At 54.5% G+C, this 19535-nt stretch carries 1 protein-coding gene; it reads left to right on the top strand.

Features of this window, described 5'->3' with window-relative positions; translation table 11 throughout:
- The first annotated feature begins 94 nt into the window (after positions 1 to 94).
- The gene (locus tag CWB98_RS12375; RefSeq protein WP_138545161.1) at positions 95 to 19510 is read left to right on the top strand and encodes a non-ribosomal peptide synthase/polyketide synthase; all 19416 of its coding nucleotides are present in this window, start codon (positions 95 to 97) and stop codon (positions 19508 to 19510) included.
- Positions 19511 to 19535 lie beyond the last annotated feature (25 nt).

The raw sequence follows: 19535 nt of genomic DNA on the forward strand, positions 1-19535 counted from the left end.
CATTTTTTACCCGCTAAGCTGGATTTTTGCCGTGTTCATTCGTCTAGCAGTCATATTTTGAAATCAGAATCAAACTGACTGCAGTGGAGCCAGAATGTCACAGCAAAGACGTACCAGAAGAAATCGCGCTATCTCCTCCCTATCAACCGAAGACCAACAACGCTTAAAAGCACGTATTGACCAGGCCCAGAGCAATGCCGGCCAGCTCCAGGTTGAGTTGACAGCAGGTGAGCGAGTGCCGCTGACACCCGCACAGAAGATCCTCTGGTATGCCTGGAAGCTGGACCCGCAGGATGTCTCCTACAATTTGGCCGGGGCACTGCATTTTCAGGGGGAGCTACACACCGCTCAGGTCAGGCAGGCATTTGAGACCTTGCTGGCAAAACACTCCGGGTTGCGGATCCTGTTCGTTGAGGAACAAGAGCAGGTCTGGCAGTGCGATGGCGGATATCAGTCTTTGCCAGTTCATGAGCTGGAACTTGCGCATCTTAGCGATCAGGCAAGTATTCGTCGTTTCGTTGAGCAACCATTTGCGCTGTGCAGTGAGCCCTTATTGCGTATCGCCATTGCCCGCTGCGAGGGGCGAACCAGCCTGATCATGACTTTGCATCATATCATCGCCGACGGCACGTCAATGCAACAGTTGTTAGATGAGTTTATTGCACTTTATGCTGGCAAAGAGATTGCCTCGCCAGCGTCGGGCTATCTGGAGTTTGCGAAATGGGACAATGAGCAGGACCATCAGCCACACTATGATACCCAGTTGACGGTATGGCGGCAGCAGCTGACAGACTGTGAAGAGACCTTGCGTTTGCCGGCCAAAAATCAGCACAGACACGACCTCAATTATCAGGTTGCAACGCAGACACAGACATTGCCAGCGGCGCTGTGGCAGCGCATTGGCGCGCTTGCCAGTCAGTATCAGGTGACCCCCTATTTAGTCTTATTAACGGCCTGGCAGGCTCTGCTGGCGCGCCTCAGTGACAGCCAGAATATTCGCGTCGGGGTGCCGATTGCCAATCGTCATCGCAGTGAAACTCAGCACCTTGTCGGCTTTTTCGTTAATACTCAGGTGATGCCGTTGCAGCTTGAAGATACCGACAGTTTTGTAAAGCTGCTAGAAAAAAACACGGCAATGAGCCGACTGGCACAGAACAATCAGGATTTACCATTTGAGCAGCTGGTGAACGCACTCAAGCCGGCGCGTCAAAGCGGCGTTCACCCTATCTTTCAGGTGATGTTTAACTACCTGCGTCGTGATAAGCGCAATCTAAGCCAGCTGGAATCTGTTTCTCTGCTGGACACCGAAATGTACCGTTTTGGTATGCCGTTTGATTTGCAACTGGATGTGATTGAAGACCTCAGTGAAGGGACCAGTCTCAACCTTATCTATGCCCGTGAACTATATGATGCTGAGTTTGCTCAGGCTTGTCTGGCGCAATTTCAGATGATGCTGGATAGCTGTCTGAGCGACCCAGGTGCTGAGGTCAATAATGTTCCTCTGCTATCTGCACAACAGGTATCCGACCTGATCACCACAGGGACCGGCGCTGAGGCGTTTGACTACTCACAGCCCGTTACAACCCTGATCAGCCAGCAAAGTACCAGCACACCAGATGCGATTGCAGTACGTTTCGCTTCGCACAGCCTCACTTATCGGGAGCTGGAGCAACGTACAAACCAACTGGCGCATTATCTGAACGCGCAAGGCATAGGCGCGGAAGACAAGGTGGCGCTGGTGTTCGAACGCAGCATCGAGATGGTGGTCAGTATTCTGGCGGTGGTGAAGGCAGGGGCAGCCTATGTGCCACTGGAGCCCTCTTTACCAGCAGATCGCATAGCTTACATCGCCAGTAGCAGTGGCCTGAGCCTGTTCTTGGGTGACCACTCACTGGCGCGATTTGACAGCCAGGCAGATCTGGCCCCCCGTGTTGAACTTTCGACACTGGCGCTTGAACACTATCCGCACAGCTTGCCGACGCATGAGATCCCCGCAACCCAACTGGCTTATGTGATTTACACGTCAGGGTCCACCGGCAAGCCCAAAGGCGTCGGTAACCAGCACAGTGCCATATACAACCGTATTGCCTGGCAACAGTCAGCTTATCCCATTGATGCCGGTGATAAAGTATTGCAAAAAACCCCGTTTGGGTTTGATGTTTCGGTGTGGGAATTCTTCTGGCCACTGATGTATGGTGCTGAGCTGATAGTGGCCCCGCCTGGTGCACACAAAGACAGTGCGCAACTGATCGACACGATCAATCACTTTGGCGTGACAACATTGCACTTTGTACCATCGATGTTGCAGGCGTTTTTAGGTCATGAAGCCGTTGCTACGGCCACCAGCATTCGACAGATCTTATGTAGTGGTGAGGCGTTGCCCAGCGAAGTACAGGCGCAGGCAATGCGTAAGTTACCTGGCATTGCAATTTACAACCTGTATGGCCCGACAGAAGCGGCTGTGGATGTCAGTCACTTCACCTGCCATGGCCGTGCTGATCTGCCCGTCCCAATTGGTGCACCTATTGCGGGGATCCGGTTATATGTGTTGGATCGCGCTTTGAATTTATGCCCGCAAGGTATTGCCGGAGAACTCTACATCGCTGGTGCAGGTCTGGCGCGAGGGTATGTCAGCCGCCCTGATTTGAGTGCTGAGCGGTTTGTTGCCGACCCCATTGCGGCGGACGGCAGCCGCATGTATCGCAGTGGTGATTTGGTAAGCTGGAATGATCAGGGTCAGCTGGATTATCTCGGTCGTATCGATCATCAGGTTAAGATCCGTGGTTTCCGGATAGAATTAGGTGAAATTGAAGCTGCGTTGTACGCAGCATCAGGGGTACGCGAAGCGGTTGTCGTGGCCGACGACAGCGGCGCTGCGACACGCCTGGTTGCGTATGTTTCAGCCGTCGCTGAGCAAATTCTGGATAGCGAACAACTAAAAGCAACACTGGCTGACGCCCTGCCTGAATATATGGTGCCAGCGGTGATAGTGGTGCTGGATACGCTGCCGTTAAGCAGTAACGGTAAAATTGACCGTAAAGCTCTGCCAAAGGTAAGCAATACCTCATCAGTGCCATTTGAAGCGCCACAAGGTGCGCGTGAAGAGGCGCTGGCAAGTGTCTGGCAACACGTGTTGGGCCAGCCGAAAATTGGTCGACTGGATAACTTCTTCGAACTCGGTGGCGATTCGATCCTGAGTCTGCAGATTGTTACCGGATTGCGTGAACACGGTTATGTGGTGACACCAAAACAGATTTTTGAACTGCATAGCATTGCCCGTCTGGCGCCTCAGTTAAGCGAACTGAGCCAGGCTGAAGCGATAGCACAGCAGGTGGAAGGTGAGGTGGCTCTGTTACCGATTCAAAAACAGTTCCTGACCTCCAAGCTGGACAATAAAAACCATTACAACCAGGCGCTGTTATTGACATTGGACACACCACTGGACGAGGCCCTGATCCAGCAAGCCTGGTCTGCATTAATCGCACACCATGATGCATTGCGTCTGCGCTTTGTCAAAGATGCGTCTCAGCAGTGGCAGCAGCACTATACGGAATTTGATGCCACGCAGGCAGCGGCCAGTTGTTGGTCGCGTCGTATTGAGGCGACTCAAATAACGGCGCTTGCCGAAGAAGCGCAGCGCAGCCTGAATATTGCCGAAGCTGAGGTGACCCGACTGGTGCATATGACGCTGGACGATGGCAGTGCACGCTTGCTACTGGTGATCCATCACCTGGTGGTGGATGGCGTGTCGTGGCGTATTTTGCTCGACGACTTAGCGCGGGTTTATGGCCAGTTACAACAGCAAGTTAGCCCATCCCTTGCCAGCAAGAGCCACAGCTACCAGTACTGGGCGCAGCAGCTCAGTGGTTATGCACACACTCACAGTGATGAACTGAGCTACTGGCAACAGCAGCAGGCTCCCGAGTTGACTTTGCCTGATCTCAACCATGAGGGCAGCCGTAAGCTTGCCCACAGTGCCAGTGTGCAGGTCACACTGGATACACAGCAAACTCAGACCTTGCTGCACGACGCTGGCAAAAGCTACCGGACTCAGGTCAATGAGTTATTACTGAGCGCGCTGAGCGAAGCCTTGTATCAATGGAGCGGACAGGCTGAGTGTTTGATCAACCTGGAAGGACATGGCCGTGAACCCTGGGATCTGGACACAGATTTAAGCCGTACGGTAGGCTGGTTCACCAGCTTGTATCCGGTTCAGCTGACCCGACACGCCACTCTGAGCGACACCCTGAAACATAACAAAGAGCAGCTCAGAACCGTGCCAAACAAGGGCATTGGCTATGGGGCACTGAAATATTATGGTGATGCGCAAACCCAGTCCTGCCTGGCAGCCCAGTCTCTTGGACAAATTGAGTTTAACTATCTTGGTCAGCTGGACAATACACTGGCTCAGTCAGAGGCCCCCTGGCGTTTGGCCGACGAGCACAGCGGTGCCGCTTTCAGCCCGGACTTTGAGCCACACAGTGAGATCAGTATCAATGGTCAGGTGAGCGATGGCCGCCTGCAACTGGTGATTAGCTATGGTGCACAGCGACTCAGCGACGTGACAATGACGGCCTTTGCCAGGCATCTGGAGGCGGCCCTAGTCGCTGTGATCGGCCATTGTACAGAGGAAGCGGGCTGCCTTACCCCCAGTGATGTGCCATTGGCCGCACTGAGTCAGTCGCAACTGGATACCTTAGCGATTAACGGTGCTGAGCTGCAGGACCTGTATCCGCTGTCGCCGATGCAGCAGGGCATGCTGTTTCACAGTCTTTACGAGCAGGGCGAAGCCTATATCAACCAGACCAGTCTGGACATCACCGGACTCGATGCTACGCGCTTTAAAACCGCATGGCAGACGGTGATAGATCGTCATGAGGTACTGCGTAGTGGCTTCTTAAGTCTGGATCCACAACCGCTACAGTTTGTTGTTAAAACTCTGGCTGCTCAGTGGCAGACTCTGGACTGGCAGCACCTGAGCGCCGATGAGCAACAGCTGAAATTGCATGAGCTGGCTCAGCAACAGCGTAGCCAGGGCTTTGAGCTCGATGGCACGCCAGGCTTACAACGTTTTGTATTAGTACAGCTGGCACCTGAACGGCATGTCTTCATCTGGACCATACATCATATTCTGACCGATGGCTGGAGCTGTTCGGCGCTGATGGGAGAAGTGTTACGCCTGTACGAGGGTCACACTTTGCCTCCGGCAGAGGCCCAATATCGTGACTATATTGCCTATCTGGCGCAACAAGATCAGTCCGCTAATCTCGCTTACTGGCAGGCGCAAACTGATTTATTGTTGGAGCCGTGCTATCTGAGTTCGGCCTTTACCACGCCCTTGCAGGGCAGCTACAGCGCGTTCGATTTACTGCTAACGGAGCAAGAAGATGCCGCGCTGGGCGAGTTTGTCAAAGCCCAGCACCTGACGCCAAACACCCTAATGCAGGGAGTATGGGCACTTTTGCTGAGTCGCCATCTTGGTCGTGAAGCGGTGTGCTTTGGTGCCACGACATCAGGGCGTCCGAGCGATTTGGCAGGGGCAGAGCGGATCCAGGGGATGTTCATCAACACTATGCCGGTCATGGTTGAAGTGCGCCCTGAGCTGTCTTTGAGTCACTGGCTGCAGGCGCTGCAATCGGCCAACCTGGCCGGTCGGGAACACGAATTTACGCCTTTATACGATATTCAAAAGCAGGCGACACATCTGGCAATGGACAAGCACGGCTTGTTCGATACCCTGCTGGTGTTTGAAAACTATCCGCTTGCGGAAGCACTTGAAACCCGTGCTGAACAACAGACCAAATTTACTGTCGGTGAGGCCAAAGAAGAAACCAATTTCCCGCTTACGGTGAGCTTTATTCAGGAAGAGACGCTGCGGTTACATTTCAGTTATCAGGGCAGTGAGCTTGCCGGCGCCGATGTACAGGCACTGGCAGAGCAATTCAGACGCCTGCTGCTGAATATCATAGCGTCACCGCAAAGCCGTTTGTCGGCGCTTACGCTGATCAGTGAATCACAGCAGCGGACACTGCAAAAGCTGGGCTTTGGTGAATCCATCACGCCACTGCACTCGGGTGCTGTGGAGCCCATCTATATCCCGGGGGGTCAACTGCCGCAGTTGGCGGCCACGCAATATCAGGATGTGGTGTCGACGCTGAACCAGTTGGCCGAGCAAACACCGGATGCGCAGGCCCTGACATGCGAGGGTCACAGCTATACATTCAAAGAATTGTTTGAGAAATCAAATCAGCTGGCCTTCTACCTGCGTGAGCAAGGGGTTGTGCCCGAGCAACGCGTTGGGGTGGCGCTGCAACGGGGGAACGATCTGCCACTGGCTTTCCTGGCGGTACTTAAGGCTGGTGCGGTTTATGTGCCAATGGACTTGAGTTATCCACAGGAGCGTCTGGCATATATGATCAACGACAGTCAGATGGCGCATATTCTGGTCAGTGATAACAGCCTGGATGAGATTGCTGGTGAGGCAACTTTGCATTGTCTGGCGGATATTGTACTGACCGAGCAGTGGCAGCAGCCTCAGGTATATCCAATGCAGGGCGCGTATGTCATTTATACTTCGGGTTCGACAGGTAACCCCAAAGGCGTACTGGTCAGCCGTGGCTCAATTGCAGCGCACTGCCGGGGCATTGGGCGTCGGTATGAGCTGAGCGCCGCGGATCGCGAAATGATCTTCATGTCTTTTTGTTTCGATGGTGCCCATGAGCGCTGGCTGTCAGCAGTAACCCATGGCGGCACAGTGGTGATCCGTCCTGAGCGTCAATGGGATCTGCAGGAAACCTATCAAAACCTGCATCAGCAAGGCGTAACCACAGTGGTATTTCCACCGGTATTTTTGCGTGAACTGTCGGCATATGTGGAGCAGGTAGGTAATCCGCCGCCGGTGCGGGTTTACTGCTTTGGCGGGGATGCGATGCCACAGGCATCTTTTGAGCTGGCGCAGCGCGTGCTCAAACCCAGTTTCTTTATCAACGGGTATGGTCCGACTGAAACTGTGGTCACGCCACTGACCTGGAAGGCCATGCCTGGCAGTTCATTTGAGGCGGTGTACGCGCCCATTGGTGAAGTGCTGGGGCAGCGACAGGCCTGGGTGCTGGATAGCCAACTCAACCTGGTGTTACCAGGACAGATCGGTGAGCTATATATGGCACAAGAGATTGGTCTTGCCCGGGGCTACCTGAACCGGCCTGATCTCACTGCCGAGCGCTTTGTGGCCAATCCGTTTGCCAATGATGGCAGCCGCTTGTATCGCACGGGAGATTTGGTGCGCTGGAATGAACAAGGCCTGATGGAATATCTGGGCCGGACTGACCACCAGGTTAAGATCCGTGGTTTCCGCATCGAACTGGGTGAAATTGAAACCTTATTGCGTAAACAAGACACAGTGCGTCAGGCGGTGGTTGTTGCCGACGATACGCCAGCAGGAAAACGCCTGGTGGCGTATGTCAGCGGACATGATGGTGCACTGCCTGACGACGCAGAGTTAAAGAGCATACTGGCGGCGAACCTACCGGATTATATGGTACCTGCAGTGATCATGGCGTTGCCGGATCTGCCAGTGAACAGCAATGGTAAAATAGACCGCAAAGCTTTACCCAAAGCTGAGTTGCAAAGCGAAGTCAGCTATGTGGCGCCAGAGGGCGACATTGAGCAAACGATGGCTGCCATCTGGCAGGATGTGCTGGGTGTTGAGCGGGTTGGTCGTTTGGACAATTTCTTCGCACTGGGGGGCGACTCTATCAGCAGCCTGCGTGTGATTGCGCAAGCCAAACACAAAGAGATAGCCCTCGACATTCAGACGCTCTTTGGTGCCGAGACACTTCAGGCGTTGGCTGCCAGTCTCAATACGGGCAGTGTGATAGCAGAGATCCCGCGTCAGGAAAATGAATATCGTGGCCTGTCTTATGCGCAGGAACGTCAATGGTTCCTGTGGAAGCTTGACCCGCAGAGCATCGCTTACCACTTACCCAGCGCATTGCACTTAACCGGCGAGCTGGACCGCAGCGCATTGCAGTCGGCTTTTGATCACCTGGTGAACAAGCATGCTGCGCTGCGCACGGTATTTGTTGAAGATCAGCAAGGCACCGTCTCGACACAGACGCTGCAAGCCAGCCCTTGTCAGATCGCTTACCTGGAGCTTGGTGCGACACAGGCACAACGCAGTGACTTTAAACAGACACTGATCAGCACGCCATTTGATTTAACCCGGGGACCGCTGGTCCGGGTCGGTGTGATCTGTGATGCACCACAGCAGCATGAGCTGGTGGTGGTCATGCATCATATTGTCTCTGATGGATGGTCATTGAAGCTGATTGTTGCGGACTTTGTGCGCGGTTATGAAGCGGCCCGCAACGGTGAAGCACTGGATGTGGCAGCAGACGCCTTAAGATATAGTGATTTTGCTAAGTGGCAGCGTGATTACCTCGCCGACGGTGCTGAGCAGCAACAGCTGGCCTACTGGCAGTCTCAGTTGGGGGATGAGCATCCCACGCTTGCTCTGCCCAGCGATCTGGAGGGGGATGATACTCAGCGTCACAGCAGCACCCTCACTCATGAATTGAGCCAGGAGCAGACCAAAACATTGCAGGCGTTGGCAGCGACACAAGGTGTCACACTGTTTGGCCTGCTTATGAGCGCGTGGCAGATCTTATTACACAAGTATAGTGGCCAGCGCGAGATCCGGGTAGGCATGCCGGTGGCCAACCGCCATCATAGCGGCACTCAGGCCATGGTCGGTTTCTTTGTTAATACTCAGGTGATCAACAGTCAGATCCAAGGCAGTGATTCACTGGAGCGTGTCTTGCTTCGCATAAATCAGGCGCTGCGTGGTGCTCAGGCCAACCAGGATCTGCCGTTCGAAAAGCTGCTGGATAGCTTGGATCTGGAACGCAACCTGGCAGCGTCCCCGTTGTTCCAGGTGTTGTATAACCATCAACGCGTGGAAGAAAACGCCCTGACTGAGTTCGGCGGTCTGCAAGCTCAGGAGGGCCAGGCTGATACCCAGGTTGCGCAGTTTGATCTGGTATTGAACTCTTTGGAGCGCGAAGACGGCTCACTGACCTTGTCACTGGACTATGTCAGCGCGAAATTCAGCGCTCAGCGTGCTGAGGCATTGTTCTATGGCCTGACAACAATCCTGACTGAGATGCAGCACGATCTGACTCAGCCTGTCGGCACTCTCAATGTGCTACCCCACTCTGAGCAACAAAGGTTGCTGCCTGAGCATACTCCTTATCTGGCCGGTGCCGATCAAGCTGACAATCTGGTTGCCCAACTGCGTCGCCAGGCGACATTAACGCCGGATGCCGTGGCGCTGAGCCTGGCTGACCAAACGCTGAGCTATGCACAGCTGAAGGCACGTGCTCAGCAATTCGCGCACTACCTCATCGAGCAGGGCGTTCGCAGCGAAGACAAAGTAGCGGTGGTATTCAGACGTGACATTGATACCGTGGTGAGTTTCCTGGCTATTTTGCAAAGCGGCGCCTGCTATGTGCCTGTTGATGCCGAGCTACCTGCTGCGCGTGTTGCGACTATTACAGCGCAGTGTCAATGGGTGGTCACTGTGAATACTGACTATCAGAGCGAAGCGCAAACGCTGATCCAGTATCGCCCTGAGTTGTGTGCCAATGACGGTCTCAAGCGAGCTGAGCCGCTTATCCACCCTCAACAACTGGCTTATGTGATTTATACGTCTGGCTCCACCGGGACCCCTAAGGGAGTAGCGGTTAGTCATCAGGCCTTGCAGGGTCACTGCAACGCCGTACAGTCGCTTTATCAATATCAGGCACAGGACCGCTGTGCGATATCTGTTTCCTTTGGCTTCGATGCCTCAATTGAGCAATTATGGGGGCCGTTGCTGGCTGGGGCATGTGTGGTGCTGGATGAGTTCAAGCTGCTCTCTCAGCCTGAACTTGAGCAGTTTGCAAGGGACAAGCAACTTTCCGTTATGGGCTTTACACCGGCGTATTTGCAGCAATTTAAGTCTCTGCCTGCACCGCTTCGCTTATGTATTGTCGGCGGGGAAGCCTGGTCTGCACAGCACTGTGCCAGCCTCTTAGCGCATGCGCCAGACACTCGCTTTATCAATGCCTATGGTCCATCGGAGACGGTGATCACACCGCTGGCCTGGACGCAGCAACAAGGTGCTGCACTTGGCAGTAACTATGTGCCCATTGGTCAGCCAATCGGTGGTCGCGCACTTTATATTCTTAATGAAAGCCTGCAATTGCTGCCGTATGGCATGACGGGTGAACTTTATATCAGCGGTGCTGAAATGGCGCGGGGCTATCTTGAACAACCTGGACTCACAGCAGAGCGTTTTATCGCGAATCCGTTCGACAACGATGGCAGTCGTCTGTACCGCACAGGAGATCTGGTACGCTGGGATCAGCAGGGTCAGCTGGAATATGTCGGGCGTTGTGATCAGCAGCTTAAAATCCGCGGTTATCGGGTTGAAGCCGGCGAAATTGAAGCTAAACTACTGGCCTTCCCTGGGGTAGAGCACGCCGTGGTCGTGGCTGACCAGGGAACTGGCTCAACCCGCCTGATCGCGTATGTCAACGCGGCTGCGGGCATTGAACTGGACAGTCAGCAAGTGAACGCGTCACTGGCGGCTCAGCTGCCGGATTACATGGTACCCAGCCTCATCATGGTACTGCCACAGATGCCATTGACCCATAATGGCAAGGTCGACCGCAAAGCACTGCCTGCGCCACAGGCTGAGGCTGATAAAGTCTATCAGGCACCACAAGGGGCGCAGGAAATGCTGCTTGCTGAGATATGGCAGCAGTTACTGCGACTTGAGCAGGTGGGCAGGGACGATAACTTCTTTACACTCGGCGGCGACTCGATCCTGAGCCTGCAGATCATCGCTAAATTGCGTCAGGCAGGGTTTGTTCTGAGCGCCAAGCAGATCTTTGAACACCAAACAATTGCTAATCTGGCCCCTCTGATGACCCCGTTAAGCGAAGATGCCATACCGCAACAAGAGGTGACTGGCACGGTGAGTTTGCTGCCAATACAGCACGCCTTCTTCGAGCGTGACATGGTCAATCGCACTCACTGGAACCAGGCGGTCATGCTGCACCTGACTGAACCAATGGCGGCGCAGCTGTTGACGCAACTTATTTCTGCCCTACTCGAGCGCCATGATGCATTGCGACTGCGTTATCTGCAAAATGAGACGGGACAGTGGCAGCAGGCCTATGCGGCGTTTGACGCACACATGGCCGAGCAAAGCATTTGGTATCGGGATACCCATTCCACGCAAATCACAGTGCTGGCGGAGCAGGCTCAGCAAAGCCTGAGCCTGAGCGAAGGTCCATTGTTACGCGCCGTACATATGACGGTGGAAGACGGCAGTGCACGATTATTACTGGTGGTGCACCACCTCGCGGTCGATGGTGTGTCATGGCGGATTTTATTGGAAGATTTAACGCGGTTGTGGCAACAGCCTGATGCTGAGCTGGGCACTAAGAGCCACAGCTATCAGTTCTGGGCACAACAAATTCAGCAATACCCGGCGCAGCATGAAAACGAATTTACCTACTGGCAGAGCATGGCCGGAGTCAACAGTGTCTTGCCTGGCCTGAACGATGCAGGCAGCCGCTACTATCAAGACTCAGAGGTGGCCGAGGTGACGCTGGATGCGATTCAAACCGAGGCCTTACTGACGCGCGCGGGTCAGGCTTATCGCACTCAGGTCAACGACTTATTGCTCAGTGCCCTGAGTGATGCACTGTACCGCTGGACCGGACAGGCGAGTCATAAGATTAACCTGGAAGGGCATGGCCGGGAGGCCTGGACAGACACGGTTGACCTGAGCCGCACGGTTGGCTGGTTCACTAGCCTCTTCCCGGTGGTACTGACGCGCCATGAGCAACTTGCTCAGACCATCAAGTTCAACAAAGAACAGCTGCGCGACATACCCAATAAAGGGATTGGGTATGGGGCATTCCGCTATTATGGCAGTGATGCTCAGCAGGCTGAGCTGGCCGCTCAGGGTGGCGCTGCCATTGAATTTAACTACCTGGGTCAGCTGGACAACAGCACAGCAGAGACACAAAACTGGCGCCCGGCGGACGAACACACAGGCACGGCATTGGATCCGCAGTTTGCCATGGACAGTGAGCTGACGATCACCGGCCAGGTTATCGCGGGTCAGTTACAGTTGAGTATTCGTTATGGCAAAGAGCGACTGGCGCGCCAGAGCGTGGCTGCATTGGCTGCACATTTTGCGGATGCACTGGCTGAGTTGATTGCTCACTGTGAGCAGGCTCCGGCCACCTTTACTCCCTCTGATCTGCCGCTGGCCGATTTGTCTCAGGCGCAAATCGACGCCCTGTCGCTGCCGCTGGATCAGATCAGTACCATTTATCCATTGTCACCGATGCAAGAAGGCATGTTGTTCCACAGCCTGTTTGAGCAAAGCGAAGCCTACATCAGCCAGAGCTGCTTTATGATCACCCGCCTGGACAGTGCGCGATTTAAAGATGCCTGGACACAGGTGGTGCAGCGTCACGATGCGCTGCGTACCGGGTTTATTACTCAGGACGGCCTGTCCTTGCAGTATGTGAATCGCGATGCTGTACTGGACTGGCAGGAGCTGGACTGGCAAACGCTGACGCCAGAGCAGCAGCAAACACGCTTACGTGAGCTGGCACATCATGAATCTCGTCGCGGTTTTGATCTGACCACTGAGCTTGGATTAAACCGCGTTATTCTGATCACACTGGGCGAGCAGCAACATGCGCTGATCTGGACCATGCATCACATTCTGACCGACGGCTGGAGTCGCTCTGCGATGATGGGCGAGGTGTTGACGGCATATGAAGGTCAGTCACTTGCTCCGGTACGTGGCCAGTATGGTGACTATATTGCGTATCTTACAGCGCAGGACGAAGCACAGAATCTGGCATTCTGGCAGGGGCAGCTGGCTGAGCTGGAGGAGCCAAGCTACCTGAGTCGCGCTTTTGCTCAGCCACCGAGCGGACAATTCGGTGGTCTGGATGTACTGCTCAGTGAGCGCGAGTATGCGCAGCTGACTGCTTTCTGTCAGCAGCATAGGATCACCCAGAATACCCTGGTGCAGGGCGCCTGGGCGGTGTTGCTGAGCCGTTATCTTGACAGAGATACCGTGTGCTTTGGTGCGACGACTGCGGGTCGCCCGAACGACCTGCCAGGTCACGAGGCTATCCAGGGTATGTTTATCAATACCGTCCCTATGGTGGCGAGCGTAGATCCGGCCCAGTCACTGACGCACTGGTTGCAGGCGCAACAAAGTACGGCACTGGCAGTGCGTGAGCACGAATTTACGCCTCTGTATGAAATCCAAAAACTGGCGGCACAATCGCTGGAGCTTAGTCGTGATGGTCTGTTCGATACCTTACTGGTATTTGAAAACTATCCTATCGATCAGGCACTGATGCAAGAAGGTGAGCGCCAGACGCATTTTGAGATCCTCGAAGATCGTGATGAAACGAACTTCCCACTGACGGTGTTATTTATACAAGAAGAGACGTTGCGTCTGCGCTTCAATTATCAGGGCAGTGTTTTGGCTGAAGCCGATGTCCGTGCGCTGGCTACTCAGTTTAAAGACTTGCTGCTGGCGATGACACAGGGCGACCAGTGTCAGCTTGCGTCTTTACTGCCATTGCAGGATGAGCAACAGCTCAGCACCTTATTAGAGATGGGTACAGGTATGCCAGCGCATGCATATCAGCGTCCGATCACGACTCTGATCAGCGAACAAAGTGCCCGCACCAGCGATGCTGTGGCGCTGCGATTTGGCCAGCAGAGTATGACCTATGGTGAGCTTGAACGTGCCTCGAATCAGCTGGCCCACTATCTAAATGCCCGTGGTATCGGTGCAGAAGACAAAGTTGCACTGGTCTTTGAACGCAGCCTGGAGATGGTTGTCAGCATTCTGGCGGTGGTTAAGGCGGGTGCAGCCTATGTGCCGCTGGAGCCGTCACTGCCGTTAGAGCGCATTGCCTATATCGCCGAGCACAGCGATTTGTCGCTGTTTATCGGGGATGATTCGCTAGAGCGACTGGCGAGCCTGTCTCAGCTTGCACAGTGTGTACCTTATCGTAGTGTGCCGTTAGAAGATTATCCACAGCAGCTGCCACAACACCACATAGCCCCGAACCAGCTGGCCTACGTGATTTATACCTCGGGCTCAACTGGTAAACCGAAAGGGGTTGGCAATCAGCACAGCGCGATATACAACCGTATTGCCTGGCAGCAGTCGGCGTATCCGATTGGGGGCGATGACAAAGTGTTGCAAAAGACGCCGTTTGGGTTTGATGTGTCGGTGTGGGAGTTTTTCTGGCCACTGATGTATGGGGCTGAGTTAGTGATAGCGCAACCGGGTGCACACAAAGACAGTACTCAGCTGCTCGACACCATTAACACCTTTGGTGTGACGACCCTGCACTTTGTGCCGTCTATGTTGCAGGCATTCATTAGCCATGAACAGGTCCACACGGCGACCAGTATTCGTCGCATTCTGTGTAGTGGTGAAGCGCTGCCCAGTGAAGTCCAGGCACAGGCATTGAGTAAACTGCCAGAAGCCAGGTTGTACAACCTTTATGGTCCAACGGAAGCAGCGGTTGATGTCAGTCACTTTACCTGTCATGGCGATGCGGCGTTACCTGTGCCAATTGGGGCGCCCATTGCGGGGATCCGTCTCTACGTGCTCGACAGAGCGTTGAACTTATGTCCGCCGGGGGTTGCCGGTGAACTGTACATTGCCGGTGCCGGGTTGGCTCGTGGTTATGTGAATCGTGCCGACCTCAGTGCTGAGCGCTTTGTGGCAGACCCCTTTGTGGCGGATGGCAGCCGCATGTATCGCAGTGGCGACTTAGTATGCTGGAACAATGCGGGTCAGCTGGAATATCTGGGCCGTACCGATCATCAGGTGAAAATCCGTGGCTTCCGTATTGAACTGGGTGAGATTGAAGCGGCGTTGTACGCGATTGAAGGTGTACGCGAAGCTGTGGTGGTCGCAGACGAAGGCCCATCGGGCAAACGACTGGTTGCCTATGTCAGTGGCCATGAGGCGGTGACAGTAGACAGTGGCGAATTGCAGGCTGAGCTGGCTTCAGTATTGCCCGACTACATGGTGCCGGCGGTGATCATGGTGCTGGCCGATCTGCCAGTGAACAGCAACGGTAAAATTGACCGTAAGGCTCTGCCGAAGGTAGAGCAGCAAAGCCTGGTTAGCTACGAAGCGCCACAAGGTGAGGTGGAGCAGACGATGGCGTCTATCTGGCAAACGCTGTTAGGCATTGAGCAGGTTGGCCGACTGGACAACTTCTTCGCGCTGGGGGGAGATTCAATCAGCAGTATGAAGCTGATCTCTCAGGCGCAATCGCGCGGTATGAACTTATCTCTGGCCGATATTTTTGCGGCTCCTGAGCTGCACAGTCTGGCACAACGGGTCGGATCAGCACAGAGCAGCATACCAGAACTTGTGCGTAGCACTCCTGAGCAGGCTTACCAGGGGTTATCGTATGCACAGGCACGTCAGTGGTTCCTGTGGAAACTGGCGCCGCAAAGCGATGCTTATCATATCGCAGGTGGCCTCAGCCTCAATGGTGTTCTGAATTGGGACGCACTTCAGCAGGCATTTGATTTTGTACTGCGTAAGCACAGTGTGCTCAGAACCCGCTTTGTTGAGCATGCTGACGGTAAGATCAGTCAGTACGTGGATGACAACTGTGACTGCGAGATTGCCCGCAGCTCGGCGACCAGTGCACATGAGCAGCAGGCGTTTAAGGCGAAACTGGTTAATAGACCGTTTGATCTGACCCGTGACCCCTTGTTGCGGGTTGGTGTGATTGCACATCATGACACCCGACACGAGCTGGTCGTTGTGATGCACCACATTGTGTCGGATGGCTGGTCAATGAAGCTGATTGTGCGCGATTTTGTTGCGGCATATCAGAGCGCAGTCACAGGAGACACTTTGCACATTGACGCAGCCCAGCCAGAGTACCGCGATTACGCATTGTGGCAACGCAACTGGTTGGCCGGTGGGGAAGAGCAACGTCAGCTTGCTTACTGGCAGGCGCTGTTAGGGGATGAACATCCACACCTGACCCTGCCAACGGATCGCAGCAGTGATCTGTATGAAAACAATGGCGCCGCACAGCAGGTGGTTGTGGATGATGCACTGAAACAGGCACTGGAGCGTTTTGCCCAAGCGCAAAACAGCACCTTGTTTGGTGTGCTGATGGCGGCATGGCACGTGCTGTTACATCACTACAGTGGCCAGTCTCTGATCCGCGTTGGCATGCCAATTTCTAATCGTCAACACAGCCATAGCCAGGATATTGTGGGCTTCTTTGCCAATACTCAGGTCCTGCAATCGACACTCAGTGGTGAGTTGAGCTTGCAACAGGTGGTAGCGCAAGTTGCAACCCGTTTGCAGGAGGCTCAGGCCAATCAGGATTTACCGTTTGAAAAGCTGGTGGACAGTTTGTCGCTGGAGCGTACCGTCGGACAACAGCCACTGTTTCAGGTGGTCATGAGTCACCAGCGTCAGGATGACAATGAGCTGGTCAATCTGCCGGAACTGACCATAGCACCCAGTGAACTGCCTAAAACCAAGGCGCAGTTCGATCTGGTACTCAATACCAGCGAGAGCTTTAGCGGTGAATTAACTCTGAAGCTGGACTATGCACAGGAGCTGTTCAGTGAGCAGCGGATCGCAACTTTGATGGCGGGCTTGCAGCAGATCCTCAGTACCTTTGTAACTCAGCCTGCATTGAACCTGTCGGATCTGGATATTATGCCACTGGATATTCAGCAAGCACTGCAACAGCAGGGCTTTGGTGAGGCAATCACGCCATTGCACAGTGGCGCCGTTGAGCCGATTTACTTACTGACGGGTCAGCCGCCACAATTGGCCGAAACCCAGTATCAGGATGTGGTGTCGACGTTAAACCAGCTGGCCGAGCAAACACCCGATGCTGAAGCCCTGACCTGTGAGGGCAACAGTTACAGCTATAAAGAACTGTACGAAAAGTCTAACCAGCTGGCTTATTATCTGCGTGAGCAGGGGGTGGGTCCAGAGCAGCGGGTTGGGGTGGCACTGACCCGTGGCATCGACTTACCCTTGGCTTTCCTTGCGGTACTCAAGGCCGGCGCGGTCTATGTACCTATGGACCTGAGTTATCCAAAAGAGCGTCTGGCATACATGATCAACGACAGTCAGATGCAGCATATCCTGGTCAGCGATCATAGTCTTAATGATATTGCCGGGGAGGCCCGTTTGCATCGGATGGCAGATATTCCGTTGGCACAGCAATGGCAGCAGCCACAGGTCTATCCGGCTCAGGGAGCCTATGTGATCTACACCTCAGGCTCAACGGGCAATCCAAAAGGTGTGTTAGTAAGTCGGGGTTCAATTGCCGCACACTGTCGCGGCATTGGCCGCCGCTACGAGTTGACGTCGGCAGATCGCGAATTGATCTTTATGTCCTTCTGTTTCGACGGCGCCCATGAACGCTGGTTGTCTGCGGTAACCCATGGCGGCACTGTGGTGATCCGTCCACAGCAGCAGTGGGATTTACAGCAAACCTATCAGAATCTGCATCAGCAAGGGGTTACGACCGTGGTGTTCCCGCCTGTATTCCTGCGCGAGTTGTCTGCCTATGTTGAGCAGGTGGGTAACCCACCGCCAGTGCGAGTGTACTGTTTTGGCGGGGATGCGATGCCACAGGCGTCGTTTGAACTGGCGCAGCGAGTACTGAAGCCGGACTTTTTCATCAATGGATATGGTCCGACCGAGACGGTTGTGACGCCTTTGACCTGGAAGGCGATGCCGGGCAGCTCGTTTGATGCGGTGTACGCGCCCATCGGTGAAGTGCTGGGACAGCGTCAGGCCTGGGTGCTGGACAGTCAGTTAAAGCGGGTGTTACCGGGCCAGATCGGCGAGCTGTATATGGCAGAAGAAATCGGTCTGGCACGAGGTTATCTGAACCGTCCGGACCTGACGGCGGAGCGCTTTGTGGCGAACCCATTTGCCGATGATGGCAGCCGCTTATATCGTACCGGTGATTTGGTACGCTGGAACGAGCAGGGGCTGATGGAATACCTGGGCCGCACCGACCATCAGGTGAAGATCCGTGGTTTCCGCATTGAATTAGGGGAAATTGAAAGCCTGCTGCGCAAGCACAATACTGTGCGCCAGGCGGTGGTTGTTGCTGATGATACGCCAGCTGGTAAACGCTTGGTGGCTTATGTGAGTGGTCACGATGGGAGTGTACCAGACGAGGTCGAGCTGAAAGCCAACCTGGCGGCGAACCTGCCTGATTATATGGTTCCTGCGGTGATCATGGCGTTGACGGATCTGCCAGTAAACAGCAATGGTAAAATTGACCGTAAAGCCCTGCCAAAAGCACAGTTGCAAAGTGATGCCAGTTTTGTTGCACCCCAAGGAGAAGTTGAACAGGCGATGGCCGCTATCTGGCAAACCGTGCTGGGTGTAGAGCAGGTTGGCCGTCTGGATAACTTCTTTGCGCTGGGTGGAGACTCTATCAATGGTCTGAAAGTGATCAGTATGTGGCAGCAACATAATGCCCTGCCGCTGGCCGTCAGACAGTTGTGGCAAGCCCCGGATCTGGCGAGCCTGGTGGCTGAGATGACGCACCAGAGCGAGCTTATCCTGCATCCGCTCAATGATGCCGTGGCAGGTGCAGATAATCTCTTCTGTCTGCATGAAGGCAGTGGCTTAACGGTCGCGTATCGTCCGCTGGCTGAGAAGCTGGCGGGTAAGGTTAATTGTATCGGTGTGGCGGCTGCAAAACAGCTCGCCCAGTTCAGTACGCTGACCGATTTGGCGCAGCATTATGCGAAGGCACTGGATGAGGCTCAGCCGAATGGCACCATCAAACTGCTGGGCTGGTCTTTGGGTGGCGCGTTGGCGGCACTGGTTGCCAATGCACTGACTGCGCGAGGCAGAACGGTGAGTCACCTGTATCTGGTTGACAGCTGGAACCCTCACGGTGAAGCGGCGCAAAGCAGTCTGGACTGGCGTAGCTGGGCGCTGTCATGGATCGGCGGCTACAGTCTGGCACCTGACAGTGCATTGCATCACGCTCTGGTGACGCAATTGCAGCAGGGGCTGGATGAGACTGTCCGGGACCCAGCCACACTGGCTCAGTGGCTGATCACGCATCAGGCGCAATTTGCTGATCTCTTTGAGCACACGCTCAGTCAGTTGCCTGAAGCGGAATTAACAGCCTTACTGGCGGCGGGTTATGAACTGCAGCGCCTGGCCAGGGCGCCTCAGCAGTATGCTCAGGAAGCCTCGGCAAAAGCGCATGCCTGGTGGTCTAATCAGGCAGATCAGGCTGCGATGGATGCCTATCTCGCAGAGCTGGATGCTGAGTTTGATGTGACGCATCTGGATTATGATCATCGCCAGATCATTGCTGCCGAAGAGGTACTCACCTCCGTTTACGACAGTTTGCTGTGCACTGATTAAGCGCGTCAGAGTCGAAGGTAAAAAA

The organism is Pseudoalteromonas rubra (assembly GCF_005887115.1).
Lineage (GTDB): Bacteria > Pseudomonadota > Gammaproteobacteria > Enterobacterales > Alteromonadaceae > Pseudoalteromonas > Pseudoalteromonas rubra_F.